Raw genomic sequence first — 18,050 nt, forward strand, 5'->3', positions numbered from 1 at the left:
TGCCGGGTCGGTGGTCCGCGCGTCGGGGCCCCGTCTGCTGTTCGGGCCTCCGCGCGGGCGCGGGTCGTCACGACGGCGCGCCGAGGGCTCGGAACGTGCGCTCAGGCCGGGTTGCCGGTCGGCAGCACCGCGGCCATCTCGTCGCCGGCACCGGCGAGCACCCGCGCCTGCTGCGGCCAACTGGCCAGCCCCGGTGCGGCCCGCAGGCCGGCGGCCCGGATCAGGTCCCGCAGCGCCTGCTCGTCCAACTCGCCGAGCTGCCGGTACGTGCGCACACCAGCGTCCTGCAGGGCCGCCGCCATCTTTGGCCCGACTCCCTGGATCCGGCGGAAGTCGTCGGCCGGGCCCGTCGGGTCGGCGTCGGCGTCGGCGTCACTGATCGTCGTGTCGGCGTTCGACCGGACCGGAGAGGTTGCGGTGTCCACCGGACGGACCGGCGGCGTCGCCACCGCCGCCACCTGCTCGGCCTCCGTGGCGTCGACTGCGGACTCGGCCTGGGCCGGCTCGGCGGTCTCCGGCGTCGCTGCCGGGTCGACCGTCGTGGCCGTGCTCTCCGCGTCGCCGGACGCCGGCGCGTCGCCGGCCGGCGACGCTTCGGCGGGAGTGCTGTCGGCGGGAGTGGCAGCGACCGGCGCGTCGTCGACGGACGTCGCGACGCCCGACGTGGTGTCGACGGGCGTGTTGTCGTCGGGCGTGGCGTCGACGGGCGTCGCGTCGACCGCTGTCGTGTCGACCGGCGCATCGTCGATCGGCGTGGTCGCGGCCGGCGTCGTGTCCAGCGGTGCCGTGTCGGCGGGCGCGATGTCGTCCGCCGGCTGGCGGGGGGCGACAACGGCCGCCGGGGCGGGCTGCTGGTCGACGGTGGCGGGCTCGAGGGCCGGCTCCTGCCGCAGCTCACCGGTGTCGGACGGCTCGGCGTCCGGTACCGGCGGCGGGTCCTCGGTCAGCGCCATGTCCGCCGGGTCGACGGTGCTCGGGGCGTCCGCCGGCACGGGCACCGGCGTCGGACCGTCCGGTGCGGTCACCGCGGCCGGCTCGCTGACCGTGTCGACCGGCACCGGCTCGTCGGCGACAGCGGTGGGTGCCGGGTCGACGGCGGCCACCGGCTTAGCCTCATCGGTGGTGGCAGCCGGCGTGGGCGTGGAGATCACGGCCAGGCCGGCGACGGGGTCACCATCCACAATCGAACTACCCTGTACGCCCCGCCGGCCGCGCAGCAGCCACCCGGCGGCCAGGCCCAGCAACACTGCCAGCACCACTATCAGCGAGTGTCCGAAAGACCACGCCACGGCGAACCTCCCTCTCAGCTCGTTGCAAAAGTCACGAGAAAAACTCGCCGCAGCTTCGCACACGCGTATTGCCGGCGACAGGCAGGATCGGTCGTCAGTGGTGCGGGGAGGCCGGCCACCTCAGCCGGTGCCCGTCGGGTGACACGGCGTCGTCCGTCACCGCGAAACGCGTCCGGATCGGACCAGGCCCGGCAGATCTCGGACGCGACGAGACCCGGGCCCGGCGAGGGACGCCGAGCCCGGGTCGGGCGATGCGGGCTCAGTCCCGGTCACCCTCGTAGGTGTGGAACTCGTCGACGAACCGGCGTCGCAGCGGTGGCACCCGGCTGGTCACTCCGAAGTAGCCGCGCGCGCCGAGCAGCGCGAGCCGACCCACCACCGGCCGGTACATCCGATCGTCGCCGCTGGTGCCGCTGCGGTTCAACGATTCGGCCACCCGGGCGAAGCCGTACGGCGCCATCACCGCCTCGTAGTCGGCGACCGCCTGAAGCAGTGTCTTGTCGCCGGCGGTGAAACGGCTGAGCTGCGCACAGAGCAGGCGGGCGTCGCGCAGCGCGGTGTTCGCGCCCACGCCGCGACCAGGGGTCATGGTGTGGATGGCGTCGCCGAGCATCGTGACGGTGCTGCTCTTCCAGGGCGGCACGGGCTCGGAGGTGGACACTCTGATCGGTAGGGCGCTGGCCGGGTCCGCGCGGGCGAGCAGTTCCCGTAGGTGCGGGTGCCAGTTCGCTGTGAGGTCCAGGGCGACCCGCACCAGGTCCTCGCCGCGGCGTTCCATGATGTCGGTCGGGAAGCGGTTGGCCGCACTCCAGATGATCAGGTTGATGTTGTCGGTGGTGGTGTCGTGGGCCAGGCCCGGCCAGTCTCGGAGCAGCGCGGCGTCGGGTTCGCTGACGTCGGGCTTGATCCCGCGTCCGGCGTCCCACTTGAACTCCATGACGTGCAGCACGCCCATCATCCCGCCGACTCCGAAGATCAGCGAGATGCCCTGCTGGACCCGCTCGGGGATCAGACCGCGGGTGTGCGGGGTCAGCGGGATGCGGGTGGCGATGTTGATCGTCCCGGCGTCGCTGACGACGGCGTGCGGCAGGTACTGACGGCGTACGGCGGAGTGGGTGCCGTCGGCCGCCACCAGCAGGTCACCGGTGGCGGTGGTGCCGTCGGCGAAGTGCGCGGTGACCGTGCCGTCGTCGCGTTGCTCGTACCGGGTGAAGGTCTTGTCGAACTGCACCACGTCCTCCAGGCCGGTCAGCAGAACCTGGCGCAGCACCATCCGGGCCACCGAGTGTTCGGTACGCACCGGGTCGGCGCTCGGCCGCAGCGGGAACGACGCGGTCTGGCGGAGCCCCTGGGTGACGACGTTGAAGTAGTGCGGCGGACGGGCGCACGTGGCCAGGAAGGTGGCGAAGAGCTCCGGCGGCAGGCACTCCCGCAGTGCCCGGCTACCGGTGGGCCCGATGCCGACCCGGTAGCCGAGCAGCCCTTCGGCGCGGTCGCGGTGTCGTTCGTAGACGGCGACGCTGATCCCGGCGCGACGCAGGCCGTGCGCCAGGCACAGCCCGCCCGTGCCCGCGCCGATGATCAGGACGTGCGGCGGCGCGGCGGACATGTCAGCCGGCCGGGTGTGCGGCGGGTGCCTCGGTGCTGGCCGGGCGCGGGGCGGGCGTCTCGACACCGGCCGGGGGAGCGGTGGTGTCGGCGGTGGGCGTGCTGGTGACGTCCCACCGGTAGAAACAGCCGGCGATCGCGTCCCGGGGCGAGCGCCAGGTCGGCAGGTACGGCGACGTGTGCGCGGAGAGCCGTTCGTTCACCTGCTTGAAGAGCGGGTGGTTGCGGGCTGCCGCCAGAGCGTCCGGGTCGACGTCGTCCGAGGTCTCCAGCACGTGTACGCACAGGTCGTGCAGGCAGTACAGGGATCGGTGCGTGACGCCGGTCAGGCCGGGGAGTTCGGTGGCGTCGGATTCGGCGAAGATCTGCGCGACCCGCCCCTCCGCTCCTGGGATGATCCGGCTGACGATCAGTAGACGACTCATGGGACCCCTTCCGCCGGTGGCCTTCCCGACCCCTCGGGAGTCGGCGCCACGTGCTCTGTGCGCCCACCGTGCCGCAGTGCCTGTCACATCACCGTCACGTACGCCGACCGGTCGGTGACGGGTGGTGCCGTCAGGGACGCCGGACGGCCGGTGACGGTCGGTCGGTGACGGCCTCGCGGGTGGCCTGCCGGATCGGGGCGAGGGTGTCGTCGAGCAGGGCGCTCATGGCGGGGCTCGGCTCCAGCCGTAGTTCCCGGCGCAGGAGGTCCCGGTAGACGTAGAAGGCGTGCACCGCCTCGAAGGCGTTGCCCTCGGCCAGGTGGATGCGGACCACCAGCCGGTGTGGTGTCTCCCGTAACGGCTCGGCGGCCATCGCCTCCAGCGCCGCTTCGAGGGCCTCGCCGTGCCGCCCCGCGGCCAGGTGGTGCCCGGCCACCCGCTCCAACATGTGCAGGCGCAGTTGGCGCAGGCGCTCCCGGTCCAGCAGCACCCAGTCGTCGTACCAGCCGGGGAGAAGGTCGTGCCGCCCGGCGGCGAGCGCACCGGCAGCGGTGCGGGGGTCGTCGCCGTCGCGGACCCGGGCCGCGGTGCCGACCAGGTCGTCCACGTCGAGCCGGACCGCCGGGCCGAGGCGGACGGTGTCGCTGGCCACTGTCATCGGGCAGCACGGGTCCTGTCGGAGCCGCCACAGGGCGGTACGCAGGGAGGACAGCGCCCGTTCCTCCGACGCGTCCGGCCAGAGCAGCCCGGCGAGCTGGCTGCGGGTGGCGCCGGGGCGGAGCCCGATCAGCGCGATCACCCGTTGCAGCCCGCGCGGCACCACGACGGGCACCGCCTCGCGGAGGAGTCGAAAGCCGCCGAGCAGGTGCAGTGAGACGCCCTTCTCGGGCGGGTCTCCGGCGGTCGGCACGGACGGATCAGCGGCCACGGCGGCACCCCCTGCGGAACGCTCGTCCCGACTGTCTGCTGTGTCCCGGATCGGTTACCCGCGACGCCACTGTCGACCCCGCCGATCGCGGCGTCGCCGGACGGGACCCCGCCCGCCGAGGCGCCGGGCTGACCAGGCTGAAGATTATCAATAACGGTCACGTTGCGTCAACGTCAGCGTGGACCTTCTATCTGCGCCGGTCAACCCGAGATCGGTTCTGAACTGCATAAACATTAGTGCTTCCCGCACGTCGGGCACATAGCTGATACACAGGTTGCGTCAACGCAGCGTCACCGTCAGGCGTTGCTGGTCGGCCCGTCACGGTGACGCCGCCGTGACGAGGATCGGCGCATCGTGTCCGCAGTCGTCCAGCGCGTCCGGGGGCCACCCGTCGCCGGCCGGACGCCGTGGGGGGAGGCCCAGTATGGACCGATCGCTGATCATCGCGAAGGTGGATCCGACCGCCGAGGAGCGGGTCGCCGAGATCTTCGCCGAGTCGGACGCGACGGAGCTGCCGCGCCTGGTCGGCGTCCACCACCGCTCGCTGTACCGACTGCACGACCTCTACGTGCACCTGCTCGAGACCGCACAGCCGGCGGAGGGCGCGGTGGAGGCCGCTCGTGACCACCCCGAGTTCATCCGGGTCAGTGAGCGCCTGCGCCCGTACGTCTCGCCGTACCTGTCGACCTGGCGTTCGCCGCGCGACGCCATGGCGCGGTGCTTCTACCGGTTCGACGCCCCGGACAACGGGCGGCGGTCGTGACGGCCACCGCGCCGCGTGAAGAGCAGCTCTGGTTCCGCTGCGCGGGCTGCGCCAGCCTGCTCTACCGCAAACGGCTGCGCCGTAACCTCGACGTCTGCCCCGAGTGCGGAGAACACGCCCGACTCGGCGCGCCGGAACGCCTGCGCCAACTGGTCGACCCGGGCTCGCTGCGCCTGCTGCCCGACCGGCTGCCGGAGGCGGACCCGCTCGACTTCGTCGACGTGCTGCCGTACCCGCACCGGCTCACCGGCGCGCGGGCCGGCACCGGCCTGGCCGAGGGGGTCGTCTGCGCCACCGCCACCATCGGCGGGCACCCGGTGACCCTGGCGGTGATGGACTTCCGCTTTCTCGGCGGCAGCCTGGGCTGTGCGGTGGGCGAGCTGATCACCCGGGCCGCCGAGCGGGCGCTGGACGACCGCACCCCGCTCGTCCTGGTCACCGCCTCCGGCGGGGCGCGGATGCAGGAGGGCGCGCTGTCCCTGATGCAGATGGCCACTGTCAGCCAGGCCATCGCCGCGCTGCGCGAGGCCGGGCTGCTCAGCGTGAGCGTCCTCACCGACCCGACCTACGGCGGGGTGGCCGCCTCGTTCGCCACCAACACCGACCTGGTCCTCGCCGAGAGCGGTGCGCGGATGGGCTTCGCCGGCCCCCGGGTGATCCGCCAGATCACCGGGCGGGCCCTGCCGGAGGGCTTCCAGACCGCCGACTTCCTGCTCCGACACGGGCAGGTCGACATGGTGGTGCAGCGCCGGTCGCTGCGCGGACGACTGGTGGCGCTGCTCGCCGCGACCCGCGCCGGCCGTCCGACGCCTCCGCCCGTACCCCGGCAGGAGCCGGCCGCCCGCCACGAGCGTCTCGCCGACGACGGCGCGGCGGTGACGCGGCCGGCGGTCGAGGGAGCCGGCGGCACCCCCACCCCCGGTGACACCAGTGCGGTACGCGACGCGTGGGACACCGTCCGGATGGCGCGGCACCCCGGGCGACCCACCACACTCGACTACCTGGACTCCGTCTTCGACGGGTTCGTGGAGCTGCACGGTGACCGGCTCGGCGCGGACTGCCCGGCCATCGTGGGTGGGTTGGCGCGGCTGGCCGGCCGGCACGTGATGGTCATCGGCCACCAGAAGGGGCACACCACCGCCGAGCTGGTCGCCCGCAACTTCGGCATGGCCAGCCCGGCCGGGCACCGCAAGGCGCTGCGGCTGATGCGCCTCGCGGCCCGCCTCGGCCTGCCCGTGGTCACCCTGGTGGACACCCCCGGCGCCGACCCCGGGGTCAGCGCCGAGGAACAGGGTCAGGCCGCCGCCATCGCCGAGAACATCCTCACCCTCACCGTGCTGCCCACCCCCGTGCTGACGGTGATCACCGGTGAGGGCGGCAGCGGCGGCGCGTTGGCGCTCGCGGTGGCCGACCGGGTGCTGATGCTGGAGAACGCCGTCTACTCGGTGATCAGCCCGGAGGGGTGTGCGGCGATCCTCTGGCCGGACCGGTCCGCGGCGCCGCAGGCCGCTCGCGCGTTGCGACTGACAGCGCCCGACCTGTGCCGGCTCGGTGTGGTCGACGAGATCGTGTCGGAACCGTCGAGCGCCGCGCACGACGATCCGGCGGAGACCGCCCACCGGCTGCGCGCCGCCCTGCTGGCCAACCTTCTTCCGCTGCTGGACGTGCCACCCGCCATGCTGGTCCGCCTGCGCCGGCAACGCTTCCGCCGGTTCGGTGGCGCGAACCGCGCCGGCGCCGGGGTGGGTCGGCGATGACCGCCGGAGACGGGACGGTGTCGACAGTCGACGCGTCCGACGAGGTCGGGCTGGACGGCGAGGAGGCGCTGGCCGGCCTGCGCCGGCAGGCGCAGCACCTGATCGCCGAGCTGGCCGGGCCGGTGCGCCGGATCCGGCTGCGCAGTGGGCCGGCGGTGCTGGAGGTCGAGTGGCATCCCGACGAGGCGGCCCGACCGGATCGACCTGCCGTACCGGCCCAGGCGACTCCGGCAGCAAGCGCCCCGCCCGCGGTGCTCCGGCCGTCGGTTCCCGGGCGGGCCACCGTGCGGGCACCGATCGTCGGCACCTTCTACCGGGCGCCGGAGCCCGGCGCCGGGCCGTTCGTCGCGGTGGGCGACCTGGTCCGCCCGGGTCAGCCGGTCGCCATCGTCGAGGCGATGAAGTTGATGAACGAGGTCACCGCCGACCGGGCCGGTCGGGTGGCCGCGATCCTCGTCGAGGACGGCCAGCCGGTCGAATACGACCAGCCGCTCGTCGAACTCGACCCGGCGTGACGGCGCGGGGTGGTTGACCATGTTCGAGACCGTGCTGATCGCCAACCGGGGTGAGATCGCGTTGCGGGTGCTGCGCGCCTGCAAGGAGCTCGGCGTCCGGACGGCGGTGGTCTACTCGGCCGCCGACGCCGACTCGGCGGTGGTGCGCCGCGCCGACCAGGCCATCCGGATCGGGCCGGCGTCCAGTCGGCGCAGCTACCTCAACGCCGCCGCCATCGTGGAGGCGGCCCGGCAGGTGGGCGCGCAGGCCGTCCACCCCGGCTACGGCTTCCTCTCCGAGGACGCCGACTTCGCCGAGATCTGCGCCGACAACGGCTTGGTCTTCATCGGCCCGCCGCCGGCGGTGATGGCCGCGCTCGCCGACAAGTCCTCCGCCCGGGCGTTGATGAGCCGCGCCGGCCTGCCGCTGTCGCCGGGCAGCGTCGCGCCGGTGCCGACCGCCGCCGCCGCGGCCGAGGTGGCCGAGAGCGTCGGTTACCCGGTGATCGTCAAGGCCGCCGCCGGTGGCGGGGGCCGGGGGATGACTGTGGTGCGCACCCCAGGCGAGCTGCGCCGGGCGTACGCGCGTACCCGGGCCGCCGCGCAGGCCGCCTTCGGTGACGACCGGGTGTACGTCGAGCGGTACCTCACCGAGGCGCGGCACGTCGAGGTGCAGGTGCTCTGCGACACCCACGGCAACGGGGTGCACCTGGGCACCCGGGACTGCTCGGTGCAGCGCCGGCACCAGAAGCTGGTCGAGGAGGCGCCCGCCCCGGCGCTGCCCGCCGCGGTCCTCGACACCATCGCCGAGACCGCGTTGCGGGGTGCCCTCCAGGTCGGCTTCGTCGGTGCCGGCACGCTGGAGTTCCTTGTCGACGCCGAGGACAAGTTCCACTTCCTGGAGATCAACTGCCGGATCCAGGTGGAGCACCCGGTCACCGAGATGGTCACCGGAATCGACCTGGTGCACGAGCAGCTGCACATCGCCGCCGGGGTGCCGCTGCGCTGGCGGCAGGAGGAGATCCGCCTGCACGGCGTCGCCATGGAGTGCCGGGTCAACACCGAGGACCCCGAGCGCGGCTTCGCCCCCACCCCCGGCCGGTTGGAGCGGTTCACCCCACCCGGCGGCCCGTTCACCAGGGTCGACACCCACGCCAGTGCCGGTTACCTGGTCGGCCCCTGGTACGACTCGCTGCTCGCCAAGGTGATCGTCTGGGCGCCCGACCGGGAGTTGGCCCTCAACCGGCTGGAACGGGCCCTGGACGAGTTCGACATCGCCGGTCCGGGCATGCACACCACCATCCCGTTCGTGCGGCGGGTGCTCGACGACGCCGCCTTCCGCAAGGGCCGCTACACCACCGGCCTGGTCGACCGTCTGCTCACCGCGCCCGCGCGGGGGCCGGCGGCCACCCCCGCACCGCGCACCGCGCCCGCCGCAGATCCCGACGCAACCCACAGGAGGACCCGATGACCGTCACCCATGGTCGCCCGATGACCGCCGAGATCACCGACATCCTGGTGGCGCACTGCGGGCTGGACGCCGACGCCGCGGCCCGGGCGCCCGCCGCGTCGCTCGAGGAACTCGGCATGGACTCACTCGCCCTGCTGGAACTGTCGGCGGTCGTCGCCGACCGCTGGCAGGTGAGCATCCCCGAGCAGGCCGGGCAGTTGAGCATCCCGGCGGTGGCCGACCTGGTCGCCCGCCGCGCCGACCCGCCCGGGCACACCGAGAACAGCGTGGTCATCGACGCGCCGCTGGGGCTGGTCTGGGAGATCACCAACGACGTGGCGAACTGGACCGAACTGTTCACCGAGTACGCAGTGGTGGAGATCCTGCACCGCGAGGGACACACGGTGCGGTTCCGACTCACCATGTACCCCGACGAGAACGGGGTGTCCTGGAGCTGGGTCAGCGAACGCACCGCCGACCCGGTGAGCAGGCAGGTGCGGGCGCACCGGGTGGAGACCGGACCGTTCGAGTACATGCGCATCCACTGGCGCTACACCGAGGAGGCAGGCGGCACCCGGATGACCTGGACGCAGGACTTCGCGATGAAGCAGACCGCGCCCGTCGACAACGCCGGGATGACCGAGCGGATCAACACCAACAGCGTGATCCAACTCGCGGTCATCAAGGACCGGTTGGAGCGGATCGCCTTCCAGCGCGCCGACCAGGGGACCCTCACCACGAGCGACGCCCGCACGGAGGCCGACGATGAGTGACCTGAGCACCCGCCCGATCGCCGCCCGGGACGTACCCGCCGACCGCCGTCGCGGCGGCGAACTGCGGGTGCTGCTCGGCCCCCGCACCGTCGGCAGCACCTCGGGCTTCCTCGGGGTGGCAACCCTCGAACCGGGGGAGCGGATCGCCGAGCACTACCACCCGTACAGCGAGGAGTTCCTGTACCTGGTGCGCGGCGCCATCACCGTCGACCTGGACGACCAGCCGACGTTGCTGGCCGCCGGCGAGGGGCTGTTCGTGCCGGTGAACGTGCGGCACCGGCTGCGCAACACCGGCGTCGAGCCGGCCGAGGTGGTCTTCCACCTGGGCCCGCTCGCCCCCCGGCCCGAACTGGGTCACGTCGACACCGAACTCGTCGAACAGCGAGGCGGCTCATGACCGGGCGCCGCACGGTGGTGACCGGCATTGGGGTGGTCGCCCCGGGCGGCGCCAGCCGGGACCGCTTCTGGAAGACCATCACCGAGGGGCGGACCGCCACCCGGCGGATCAGCTTCTTCGACCCGTCGGCGTTCCGGTCGCAGATCGCGGCGGAGTGCGACTTCAACCCGGTCGCGGCGGGGCTCAGCGACGCCGAGGTGCGGCGGGCCGACAGGTACGTGCAGTTCGCGCTCGCCTGCTCCGCCGAGGCCGTGGCCGATGCCCAACTGGTCCTCACCGACGCGGAGCGGGACCGGGCCGGGGTGGTGCTGGGCACCGCGGTCGGCGGCACTATGGCGTTGGAGCAGGAGTACGTCACCGTCAGCGAGCACGGCCGGCGTTGGCTGGTGGACGGGGCGCGCGGTGGCCCGTACCTCTATCAGGCGTTGATTCCCAGCAGCCTCGCGGCGGACGTGGCGTGCCGGCACGGGCTGCACGGCCCGGCGCAGGTGGTCTCCACCGGCTGCACCTCGGGCATCGACGCCATCGGGTACGCCCACCAGTTGATCGTGGACGGTGAGGCGGACGTGATGCTCGCCGGTGCGGCCGACTCACCGATCTCACCGGTCACCGTCGCCTCCTTCGACGCGATCAAGGCGACCAGCCCGGACAATGACGACCCGGCGCACGCCTCCCGCCCGTTCGACGCCGACCGGCACGGGTTCGTGCTGGCCGAGGGTGGGGCGGTGCTGGTGCTGGAGGAGGCGGGGCACGCCCGGCGGCGGGGAGCCCACATCTACTGCGAGGTGGCCGGCTATGCCAGCCGCAGCAACGGCTTCCACATGACCGGGCTGCGGCCGGACGGGCTGGAGATGGGCCTCGCCGTCACCGACGCGCTCCGGCAGGGCCGCATCCTGCCCGAACAGGTCTCCTACATCAGCGCGCACGGCTCGGGCACCCGGCAGAACGACCGGCACGAGACCGCGGCGTTCAAGCGGGCGTTGGGCGAGGCGGCGTACCGGATACCGATCAGCTCGATCAAGTCGATGGTCGGGCACTCGCTCGGCGCGATCGGGTCGATCGAGATGGCCGCGTGCGCCCTCGCCATCGAGTTCGGCGTGGTGCCGCCGACGGCGAACTGGAGTACCCGGGACCCGGAGTGCGACCTGGACTACGTACCCAACGAGGCGCGGGAGGTCCCGGTGGACGTCGCCCTCTCGGTGGGCAGCGGGTTCGGCGGCTTCCAGTCGGCGATGGTCTTCCGGCGGCTCCTCGGCGCGGTGGCGACGTGAGCGAGCGGAGTGCTGGCGTGAGCGAGCGGAGTGAGCGAGCCATCGGGCACAGCAGCGTGGCGTCTCGGGCCGGCGCGGAGCGAAGCGGAGTGCTGGCGTGAGCGAGCGGAGTGAGCGAGCCATCGGGCACAGCAGCGTGGCGTCTCGCGCCGGCGCGGAGCGAAGCGGAGTGCTGACGTGAGCGAGCGGAGTGAGCGAGCCATCGGGCACAGCAGCGTGGCGTCTCGCGCCGGCGCGGAGCGAAGCGGAGTGCTGGCGTGAGCGCCGAGGTCGCCCGTGCCGTGGTGACCGGCATCGGGGTGGTCGCACCGAGCGGCATCGGCGCGGACGCGCACTGGCGTACGGTCCTCGCCGGCACCCGCCGGACCGGGCCGATCACCCTGTTCGACCCGTCCGGTTATCCGACCCGCTTCGGTGGTGAGGTGCCCGGCTTCACCGCCGACTCGTACGCGGACAGTCGACAACTGGTGCAGACCGACAGGTGGACGCACCTCGGCTTCGCCGCCACCCGGTTGGCGTTGGCCGACGCCGGCCTGCCCGACCGGGCCCCCGACCCGTACGGCTACGCGGTGACCCTGGCCAGTTCGTCCGGCGGCAACCTGTTCGGTCAGCGGGAGCTGCAACGGCTGTGGGGCGGCTCGTCGCGCACTGTCGGGGCGTACCAGTCGATCGCCTGGTTCTACGCGGCGAGCGTCGGGCAGCTCTCCATCCACCACCAGTTCAAGGGCCCGAGCGGGGTGCTCGTCGCGGAGTCGGCCGGCGGGCTGGACAGCCTGGCGCACGCCGCCCGGGCGGTGCGCCGGGGCACCCCGGTGGTGATCGCCGGGGCCACCGAGTGCCCGTTGAGCCCGTACGCGCTGGCCTGCCAACTGCGCTCGGGGCTGCTCAGCGACGTCGCGGACCCGGAGCGGGCGTACCGGCCGTTCGACGCCACGGCCAGCGGTTACCTGCCGGCCGAGGGGGGCGCGGTGTTCGTGGTGGAGGAGCTGGGGCATGCCCTGTCCCGGGGCGCCCGGGTCTACGGCGAGGTGAGCGGGTGGGGTTCCACCCACGACGCCGCGCACACCACGGCGGACAGCACCGGTGACCCGGCCCAGTACGCGCGGGCGATGCGCCTGGCCCTGGATCGGGCGGGCGTCGCCGCGGCCGGAATCGACGTGGTGCTGCCCGACGCGCTCGGGGTGCCCCGGTACGACCGCAGTGAGGCCGAGGCGCTGCGGGCCGTGTTCGCCGACCGGCCGCCCCCGGTGACCACCCAGAAACCGCTCACCGGTCGGGCGTACCAGGGCGGTTCGGCGTTGGACGTGGCCACCGCGCTGCTCGCCTTCGCCCACGACACGCTGCCCGCGTCCGCAGGGCCGGACCAGGTGGCCGAGGGTTGCGAGCTGGACTTCCTGCGGGAGCACCGCCGGCCGCGCAGCCGGCTCGCGCTGGTCTGCGCACGAGGCTTCGACGGGTTCAACAGCGCGCTGGTCCTTCGCGGGGCCGCGCCGATGAGGGAAGAGGCGTGATGAGCGACAAACGGGCCCGGGTGGTCTTCCTGGTGCGGGTGCCGGTGCCGCGCACCGAGCAGTTCCTGGCCGCGTACGAACAGGTGCGGCACCTGGTCGCCGGTGGTGTGCCGGGGCACCTGGTCGACCAGGTGTGCCGCTCGTCGACCGACCCGGAGCAGTGGTTGATCACCAGTGAGTGGGCGAGTCTGGCCGACTTCGAGGACTGGGAACGCACGCCGGAGCACCGCGACCTCGTCCGCCCGATGCGGGAGTGCTTCACCGACGCCCGTTCGCTGCGCTTCCACATCCACGCCCAGACCCCACCCCTGCCCTGAGGCCTAACGCCCGCTCTCTCCCGGCGATCTTGCACTTACTGTCGCGACAAAGGGGTGCAAGTCGCGCGTCTCGGCGACCGAAAGTGCAAGATCGGCGCGGTGGGGCGGCTACCGGCCCGGTCGACAGTGCGGCGGGAGCGCGTAGGGTCCCAGAACCATGAAGGTGCTGATCTCGGTGGACCTGGAAGGCATCTCGGGGGTCGTGCATCCCACCGAGACGAACCCGGATCGGTACGACTATGAGCGGGGCCGGGCGTTGATGACCGCCGAGGCGAACGCGGTGATCGCCGGGGTGCGCGATGCCGAGCCCGACGCGGTGGTGTGGGTCGCCGACGCCCACGGGACGTTTCGAAACATCCTGCCGGAGGACCTCGACCGGCGTGCTCGCCTGGTGCGGGGCAAGCCCCGCCCGCTGGGCATGCTGGCAGGGCTGGACGAGGACACGGATGCGGTGCTGCTGGTCGGTTACCACGCCCGGGCCGGTGCCGGGCCCGCCGTGCTGGCGCACACGATGAGTGACGCCATCCTCGACGTCCGGGTGGCCGGACGGTCGCTGGGCGAGATCGGCCTCAACGTCGCCATGGCCGGGCACCTCGACGCGCCGGCCGTGCTGCTCAGTGGGGACGACACCGCCTGCGCCGAGTTCAGCGACCTGGTGCCCTCGGCCGTCACCGTCGCCGTGAAGCAGACCCTGGGCCAGGCCGCCGCAGTGGCCCTGCATCCGCAGGAGGCACGGGAGCGGCTACGGCTCGCTGCCGCCGACGCGGTCGCCCGGCGCGCCTCGATCCCGCCGATGAAGGTGGCGGGGCCGCTGGACGTCGAGGTCGACCTGTACGGGCCGTACATGGTCGACCTCGCGGTCCTGGTGCCGGGTGTGACCCGCGCCGGTGGCGGCCGGACGGTCGCCTTCCGCGCCGCTGACGTCGCCGAGGCGTACCGGCTGGTCCAGCTGCTCGTCCAACTCGCCAGCATCAAACCGGCCTGACCGGCGGCGTCCCCATCCTGGGCTGAGACCGCGGCCGCACGGTCACCTCTGCCGGGCTCGCCCGGGCAGGTGCCGTGACGGGCCGCGCTGGTCGGGCTCACCCGCTGAGCGCGACGCCATCGGCCGTCCGGCTGGGGTCGGGCGACGGTTGTGCGTGGCGTCATGGCTCGGTGACGCTCTGCCGAATCACCCGCCTGATCCTGCCCGCCGAACGGGCTGTCGGCAATCCGGCTGGCCGCTGCTTTTGATCCATCCATTCGCATCTAGCAATGGTCCGGTGGGAGTCGTATGGTTCCCCGCAGCACCCCGACAAGCGTACCTGATGGGCGGATTCGCCCTCTTTCATGCTGGGCGGTGAACGGCAGTGACGGCAGAAGATCCTACGGCGACAGACCCCGGCTGGGTGGACGACGTCCTCTTTGCGGGCCACCCGACCGACGTTTGTCTCCGTCTGCCCGACCCCGTCGACCGGGCCACACTGCACCGGCTGGTCACCACCGCGCAGGCGCGGTTGACCGCCGCCGGACTGCGCCCCGGTGGCGCCGCGGCGCTGCGGTTGCCGCCGTCGCTGGCGTACGTCGTGAACCTGCTGGCCACCTGGCGCGCCAGTGGACAGGCGATCCTGCTCGACCACCGGCTCACCGACCACGAGGTGGAGCGCGCGCTGCGTCGGCTGACCCCGCAGGTGGTTGTCGCTCCGGTGCGTACCGGCGGCGGCGCGCTGAAGATCTTCGTCGACGTCACCGAGGGCGTCACAGGGTACGCCGACCGGCCGGCGGTCAGCGGCCACGCCGTGATCCAGCTCAGCTCCGGCTCCACCGGCCCGTCGAAGGTGATCGGCCGTACCGCCGCCGACCTGGTCGCCGAGGTGCACCGGTACACCCGGATCGACGGGGTGGCAATGCCCGGCGAGCGGATCATCCTGCTGCCCTCGATGGTGCACGTGCTCGGCCTGGTCGGCGGCCTGCTCTACGGGCTGCACGCGGGCGTGGAACTGGTTCCGCCGGAGCGGCTCAGCGGCGACGCCGTGCTGGCCGCGATCAGCGCCGACACCACGCCCGCCACCGTCCTCGGTGTGCCGTTCCACATCGGCCTGATGGCCTCCACCCGCCCGGCCGGGCCGCTGCCGCAGCTACGGCGGATGACCACCGGGGGCGAGTTGGTGCCCGCTGCCGTCGCCCGGGCGTTCACCGACCGGTACGGGGTGCCGCTGGGCAACATGTACGGGATGACCGAGGTCGGGGTGATCGGCACCGACCTGCACGGGGCACACCGACAGTCGATCGCCCCCGCTCCCGGGATCGAGGTCCGGGAGTCCGGAGGTGAGCTGTGGGTGTCCTGCCCGGCGTCGCCGTACGTCGGGCTGAGCGACCCGACCCGGTGGTCCGACGGCTGGCTGCACACCCGCGACGCCGGCACCGTCGACGAGGACACCGGCCTGGTCACGGTACGCGGTCGGCTCGACTCGCAGGTGTCCGTCGGCGGGATGAAGGTCGACCTGACCGAGGTGGAGGCCACCGTCGCCGAGCTGACCGGGGTGGCCGCCGCCGTGGTGGTCTGGGACGACGGCATCACCGCGTACGTCCAGCCCGACGGCCCGCTGTCGGAGGAGACGGTCGACAAGCTCCTCGCCGAGCGGCTGGCCGGCTACAAACGACCCCGGGTGCTGCACCTGCTCGATCAGTTGCCCCGTACCACCACCGGCAAGCTGGTCCGCTCGACCGACGCGCTGCGCTCGGCGGTGACCCGGTGACCGGGCCGCTGCACCACCTCGACGTCGACAGGCCCGCTCGCGTGCACGGCGACCGCCAGGACGAGGCCCTCACCGATCTGCGGGTGACCGACCCACAGGGGCTCGGCGCCGGGCACCGGCCGCACCGGCAGCCCCGGCGTCGGCATCAGCCGGCGCAGCCCACCGTCGCGCAACCCCCGCCCGAGCGCCTTGCCGACCGCCTCCTTGGCCGTCCACAACCGCAGGAAGTCGACAGTCCGGCGGGCCTCGGGCCGATCGCCCAACCAGGCCACCTCGGCGGGCGGGAACCAGCGCTCGGCGAGTTCGAGCGCCGGCAGCGGACGGACCAGCTCCACGTCCACCCCGACCGCGCCGGCCCGACGCGCGGCGACCGCCACCAGCCCGGCGGTGCGGCTGATACTCACCGCCAGCTCGACCGGCCTGGTCGCCTCGTCGACCCGCACGACCGGCCGTCCTTCCCGGTCGTGCGTCAGCACCAGTTCGGTGTCCACGCGACCGAGCAGCAGGGCACCCGCCAGCCGCACCAGCACAACGGCCGGATCCGGCTGACCGCCGACGTCCCGGCCGACCCAGATGTAGGCGGTGTCCCGACCGGACACCGTCAGCTGATCCACGCAGAGAGGGTATCCATGAGAGCCGAGGTCCGCGCCTTCGTCGTCGAGCAGCTCGCCGACATGAACTACGACGTCGAGGGGCTCGACGACGACACCACGCTCGGCCCGTCCGGCGTCGACCTGGAGTCCCTCGCCCTGGCTGACCTGTCCGTCCGGGTCGAGGACCGTTACGGCCTGACGTTCGCCGACGACGAGTCGGAGCAGATGGCCCTCATGACGGTCGGCGAGTTCACCACAATGGTCGCCAATCGCGTCACCCAGGCGACGAGCGACAGATCCTGATGAGCGGTCAGCCCGATCTGGGGCGAGCTGACCTGATGACCATGCTCGCCGAACTCAGCGCGAAACCGGCTGCCGAGGCGTCCGACCGGATCGGCTCGATGGAGCTTGCCTGGCTGGTGCACCTCGTCGAGCAGCGTTACGACCGCCGGCTCGACCTCACCGACGACCAACTGGCCGGTATCCGCACCGTCGATGACGCCCTGGTGGTGTTCCGGGCGTCGCTCACCGCCTCCGCGGATGGTTAGGGCGCGCGTCGCCCAGCTCACCGGCGTGTACGCGGTAAGTGCCCTGGGGCGGGGCGCTGATGCGCAGCTCGCCGGTGCGCTGGCCGGGGCGCCGGCGTTCGGGCCGGTCGACCGGTTCGACACCGCCGCCCGCCGGGTCACCGTGGCGGCCACCCTGCCCGAGGTCGGCTCGCTCCCCGACGAGCTGGCCGCCGCGATCGACGCGGCCTGCCGGGCGGCCGGTCTGGACAGTGCGCGGCGTGCGGGGTGTGCGCTGCTGCTCGCGGTGCACGGCGGTCCAGCCCTCGCCGCGGGCCCGACCCCGACCGTGCTCGCCGGGCAGCTCGCCGCCCGGTGTGGACTGTCCGGTCACACCCGGGTCTACACCAGCGCCTGCGTGTCGGCGAGCACGGCGGTTGCCGACGCGGCAGCCCGGATCACCAGTGGTGACGTCGAGCGGGTGGTGGTAGCTGCCGGTTACCTGGTGGAGTCGGACCAGTTCGCGCTCTTCGACGCCGGTCGCGCCCTCGCTGTCGACGGGGCGGTCCGCCCGTTCAGCGCCGGTCGCCGGGGGTTGCTGCTCGGCGACGGCGTGGCCGCCGTGGTGCTGGAGTCGAGCACCGACCGGCGACGCGGCGTCCATCCGGTGGCCACGGTGGCCGGGTGGGGACGGGCCGGCGACGCCTTCCATCCCTGCCAGCCGGAGCCCGGCGGCACCGGGTTGGCCCGCGCGGTCGACGCCGCGCTGCGCCGGGCCGGGCTGCCACCGCAGGCCGTCGGCTACGTCAACGCCAACGCCACAGGCACCGCGCAGAGCGACGCCGCCGAGGCGGCCGCACTGCACCGGGCCTTCGGGGGGTACGCCGCCGAGGTCCCGGTCAGCTCCACGAAGTCGGTGCACGGGCACGCGCTGGAGGCGTCCGGGCTGCTGGAACTGGTGGTCACCGCCCTCGCGCTGCGACAGGGCGAGTTGCCGGTGAACGCCGGCTGGCTGGGCGCCGACGACTCCTGCCCACTGAATGTGGTGACGAACCGTCCCCGAAGGACGGAAGCCACCCACGCCCTGACCCTCAACGCGGCCTTCGGCGGCGCCAACACCGCTCTGCTGGTCGGCGTCGGATGAGCGCCCCGAGCTCACCGCGATGGCGCACGTCTCACAACGACGACTCCGACCGACCACCCGAGACCGCACGATCGCCGGGGGAGAGA

17 protein-coding genes and 2 pseudogenes are annotated in these 18,050 nt (G+C 73.1%); 14 read left to right on the forward strand and 5 right to left on the reverse strand.

Features of this window, described 5'->3' with window-relative positions:
• Positions 1-101 precede the first annotated feature (101 nt).
• The 4 genes and pseudogenes from ABZ406_RS23310 to ABZ406_RS23325 form a co-directional block, all read right to left on the reverse strand.
• Positions 102-359 (reverse strand): annotated as a pseudogene (locus ABZ406_RS23310) (hypothetical protein); the annotation flags it as partial.
• Between the two features lie 1,189 nt (positions 360-1,548).
• On the reverse strand, positions 1,549-2,898 hold the full coding sequence (locus tag ABZ406_RS23315; RefSeq protein ID WP_357765286.1) for an NAD(P)/FAD-dependent oxidoreductase: 1,350 nt from the start codon (positions 2,896-2,898) through the stop codon (positions 1,549-1,551).
• Positions 2,899-3,007: 109 nt separating this feature from the next.
• Positions 3,008-3,322: pseudogene (locus tag ABZ406_RS23320) on the reverse strand (TcmI family type II polyketide cyclase); the annotation flags it as partial.
• Positions 3,323-3,452: 130 nt separating this feature from the next.
• Positions 3,453-4,250: a BTAD domain-containing putative transcriptional regulator gene (locus ABZ406_RS23325; protein WP_357765289.1), complete on the reverse strand. Its 798-nt coding sequence runs from the start codon at positions 4,248-4,250 to the stop codon at positions 3,453-3,455.
• 424 nt (positions 4,251-4,674) lie between these two features.
• Here ABZ406_RS23325 and ABZ406_RS23330 point away from each other — a divergent pair, with 424 nt between their 5' ends.
• The 11 genes from ABZ406_RS23330 (at position 4,675) to ABZ406_RS23380 (ending at position 15,721) form a co-directional block, all read left to right on the forward strand.
• Complete coding sequence (locus ABZ406_RS23330; protein WP_357765292.1) at positions 4,675-5,013, forward strand: TcmI family type II polyketide cyclase; 339 nt, start codon at positions 4,675-4,677, stop codon at positions 5,011-5,013.
• Positions 5,010-6,770 carry an acetyl-CoA carboxylase carboxyltransferase subunit alpha gene (locus ABZ406_RS23335; RefSeq protein ID WP_357765295.1) on the forward strand — a complete coding sequence of 587 codons (1,761 nt, stop codon included), beginning with the start codon at positions 5,010-5,012 and terminating at the stop codon, positions 6,768-6,770. The genes ABZ406_RS23330 and ABZ406_RS23335 overlap by 4 nt, the downstream gene beginning before the upstream one ends.
• Positions 6,767-7,285 carry an acetyl-CoA carboxylase biotin carboxyl carrier protein gene (gene accB, locus ABZ406_RS23340; RefSeq protein ID WP_357765298.1) on the forward strand — a complete coding sequence of 173 codons (519 nt, stop codon included), beginning with the start codon at positions 6,767-6,769 and terminating at the stop codon, positions 7,283-7,285. The genes ABZ406_RS23335 and accB overlap by 4 nt, the downstream gene beginning before the upstream one ends.
• A 19-nt stretch (positions 7,286-7,304) precedes the next feature.
• Positions 7,305-8,735, forward strand: a complete 1,431-nt coding sequence (locus ABZ406_RS23345) for an acetyl-CoA carboxylase biotin carboxylase subunit (RefSeq protein ID WP_357765301.1) — start codon at positions 7,305-7,307, stop codon at positions 8,733-8,735.
• The gene (locus ABZ406_RS23350; protein WP_357765304.1) at positions 8,732-9,487 is read left to right on the forward strand and encodes an SRPBCC family protein; all 756 of its coding nucleotides are present in this window, start codon (positions 8,732-8,734) and stop codon (positions 9,485-9,487) included. The genes ABZ406_RS23345 and ABZ406_RS23350 overlap by 4 nt, the downstream gene beginning before the upstream one ends.
• Positions 9,480-9,884, forward strand: a complete 405-nt coding sequence (locus ABZ406_RS23355) for a cupin domain-containing protein (protein ID WP_112587250.1) — start codon at positions 9,480-9,482, stop codon at positions 9,882-9,884. Before ABZ406_RS23350 ends, ABZ406_RS23355 begins: the two co-directional genes overlap by 8 nt.
• Positions 9,881-11,155 carry a beta-ketoacyl-[acyl-carrier-protein] synthase family protein gene (locus tag ABZ406_RS23360; RefSeq protein ID WP_357765308.1) on the forward strand — a complete coding sequence of 425 codons (1,275 nt, stop codon included), beginning with the start codon at positions 9,881-9,883 and terminating at the stop codon, positions 11,153-11,155. The genes ABZ406_RS23355 and ABZ406_RS23360 overlap by 4 nt, the downstream gene beginning before the upstream one ends.
• 257 nt (positions 11,156-11,412) lie before the next feature.
• On the forward strand, positions 11,413-12,666 hold the full coding sequence (locus tag ABZ406_RS23365) for a beta-ketoacyl synthase N-terminal-like domain-containing protein (RefSeq protein ID WP_357765312.1): 1,254 nt from the start codon (positions 11,413-11,415) through the stop codon (positions 12,664-12,666).
• Entirely contained in the window at positions 12,666-12,983 is a 318-nt protein-coding gene (locus ABZ406_RS23370; RefSeq protein WP_357765315.1) for an antibiotic biosynthesis monooxygenase family protein, read from the forward strand. Before ABZ406_RS23365 ends, ABZ406_RS23370 begins: the two co-directional genes overlap by 1 nt.
• Positions 12,984-13,140: 157 nt before the next feature.
• Positions 13,141-13,968 carry a M55 family metallopeptidase gene (locus ABZ406_RS23375; protein ID WP_357765318.1) on the forward strand — a complete coding sequence of 276 codons (828 nt, stop codon included), beginning with the start codon at positions 13,141-13,143 and terminating at the stop codon, positions 13,966-13,968.
• 364 nt (positions 13,969-14,332) lie between these two features.
• Positions 14,333-15,721 carry a class I adenylate-forming enzyme family protein gene (locus ABZ406_RS23380; RefSeq protein ID WP_357765321.1) on the forward strand — a complete coding sequence of 463 codons (1,389 nt, stop codon included), beginning with the start codon at positions 14,333-14,335 and terminating at the stop codon, positions 15,719-15,721.
• Here the strand turns inward: ABZ406_RS23380 and ABZ406_RS23385 are convergent.
• Positions 15,649-16,335 (reverse strand): 4'-phosphopantetheinyl transferase superfamily protein, encoded by a 687-nt coding sequence (locus tag ABZ406_RS23385; protein ID WP_357765324.1) that lies wholly within the window; start codon positions 16,333-16,335, stop codon positions 15,649-15,651. The genes ABZ406_RS23380 and ABZ406_RS23385 overlap by 73 nt on opposite strands.
• Positions 16,336-16,350: 15 nt before the next feature.
• Between ABZ406_RS23385 and ABZ406_RS23390 the strand changes: the two genes are divergently transcribed.
• Genes ABZ406_RS23390 through ABZ406_RS23400 form a run of 3 tightly spaced genes read left to right on the forward strand, consistent with a single transcriptional unit; the run spans position 16,351 to position 17,964 of the window.
• Positions 16,351-16,617 (forward strand): acyl carrier protein, encoded by a 267-nt coding sequence (locus ABZ406_RS23390; RefSeq protein ID WP_357765327.1) that lies wholly within the window; start codon positions 16,351-16,353, stop codon positions 16,615-16,617.
• Entirely contained in the window at positions 16,617-16,862 is a 246-nt protein-coding gene (locus ABZ406_RS23395) for an acyl carrier protein (RefSeq protein WP_357765331.1), read from the forward strand. The genes ABZ406_RS23390 and ABZ406_RS23395 overlap by 1 nt, the downstream gene beginning before the upstream one ends.
• Positions 16,855-17,964, forward strand: coding sequence for a beta-ketoacyl synthase N-terminal-like domain-containing protein (locus ABZ406_RS23400; RefSeq protein WP_357765334.1), 1,110 nt, complete (start codon positions 16,855-16,857; stop codon positions 17,962-17,964). Before ABZ406_RS23395 ends, ABZ406_RS23400 begins: the two co-directional genes overlap by 8 nt.
• Positions 17,965-18,050 lie beyond the last annotated feature (86 nt).

It is taken from the genome of Micromonospora sp. NPDC005710, assembly GCF_040630995.1.
In the GTDB taxonomy this organism is placed as follows: domain Bacteria; phylum Actinomycetota; class Actinomycetes; order Mycobacteriales; family Micromonosporaceae; genus Micromonospora.

Bases quoted from the DNA above. Each gene is read 5' to 3' on its own strand.
- ABZ406_RS23315 (WP_357765286.1), bottom strand. From the start codon at position 2,898: ATGTCCGCCGCGCCGCCGCACGTCCTGATCATCGGCGCGGGCACGGGC.
- ABZ406_RS23330 (WP_357765292.1), top strand. From the start codon at position 4,675: ATGGACCGATCGCTGATCATCGCGAAGGTGGATCCGACCGCCGAGGAG.
- accB (WP_357765298.1), top strand. From the start codon at position 6,767: ATGACCGCCGGAGACGGGACGGTGTCGACAGTCGACGCGTCCGACGAG.
- ABZ406_RS23345 (WP_357765301.1), top strand. From the start codon at position 7,305: ATGTTCGAGACCGTGCTGATCGCCAACCGGGGTGAGATCGCGTTGCGG.
- ABZ406_RS23350 (WP_357765304.1), top strand. From the start codon at position 8,732: ATGACCGTCACCCATGGTCGCCCGATGACCGCCGAGATCACCGACATC.
- ABZ406_RS23355 (WP_112587250.1), top strand. From the start codon at position 9,480: ATGAGTGACCTGAGCACCCGCCCGATCGCCGCCCGGGACGTACCCGCC.
- ABZ406_RS23360 (WP_357765308.1), top strand. From the start codon at position 9,881: ATGACCGGGCGCCGCACGGTGGTGACCGGCATTGGGGTGGTCGCCCCG.
- ABZ406_RS23370 (WP_357765315.1), top strand. From the start codon at position 12,666: ATGAGCGACAAACGGGCCCGGGTGGTCTTCCTGGTGCGGGTGCCGGTG.
- ABZ406_RS23375 (WP_357765318.1), top strand. From the start codon at position 13,141: ATGAAGGTGCTGATCTCGGTGGACCTGGAAGGCATCTCGGGGGTCGTG.
- ABZ406_RS23390 (WP_357765327.1), top strand. From the start codon at position 16,351: ATGAGAGCCGAGGTCCGCGCCTTCGTCGTCGAGCAGCTCGCCGACATG.
- ABZ406_RS23395 (WP_357765331.1), top strand. From the start codon at position 16,617: ATGAGCGGTCAGCCCGATCTGGGGCGAGCTGACCTGATGACCATGCTC.
- ABZ406_RS23400 (WP_357765334.1), top strand. From the start codon at position 16,855: ATGGTTAGGGCGCGCGTCGCCCAGCTCACCGGCGTGTACGCGGTAAGT.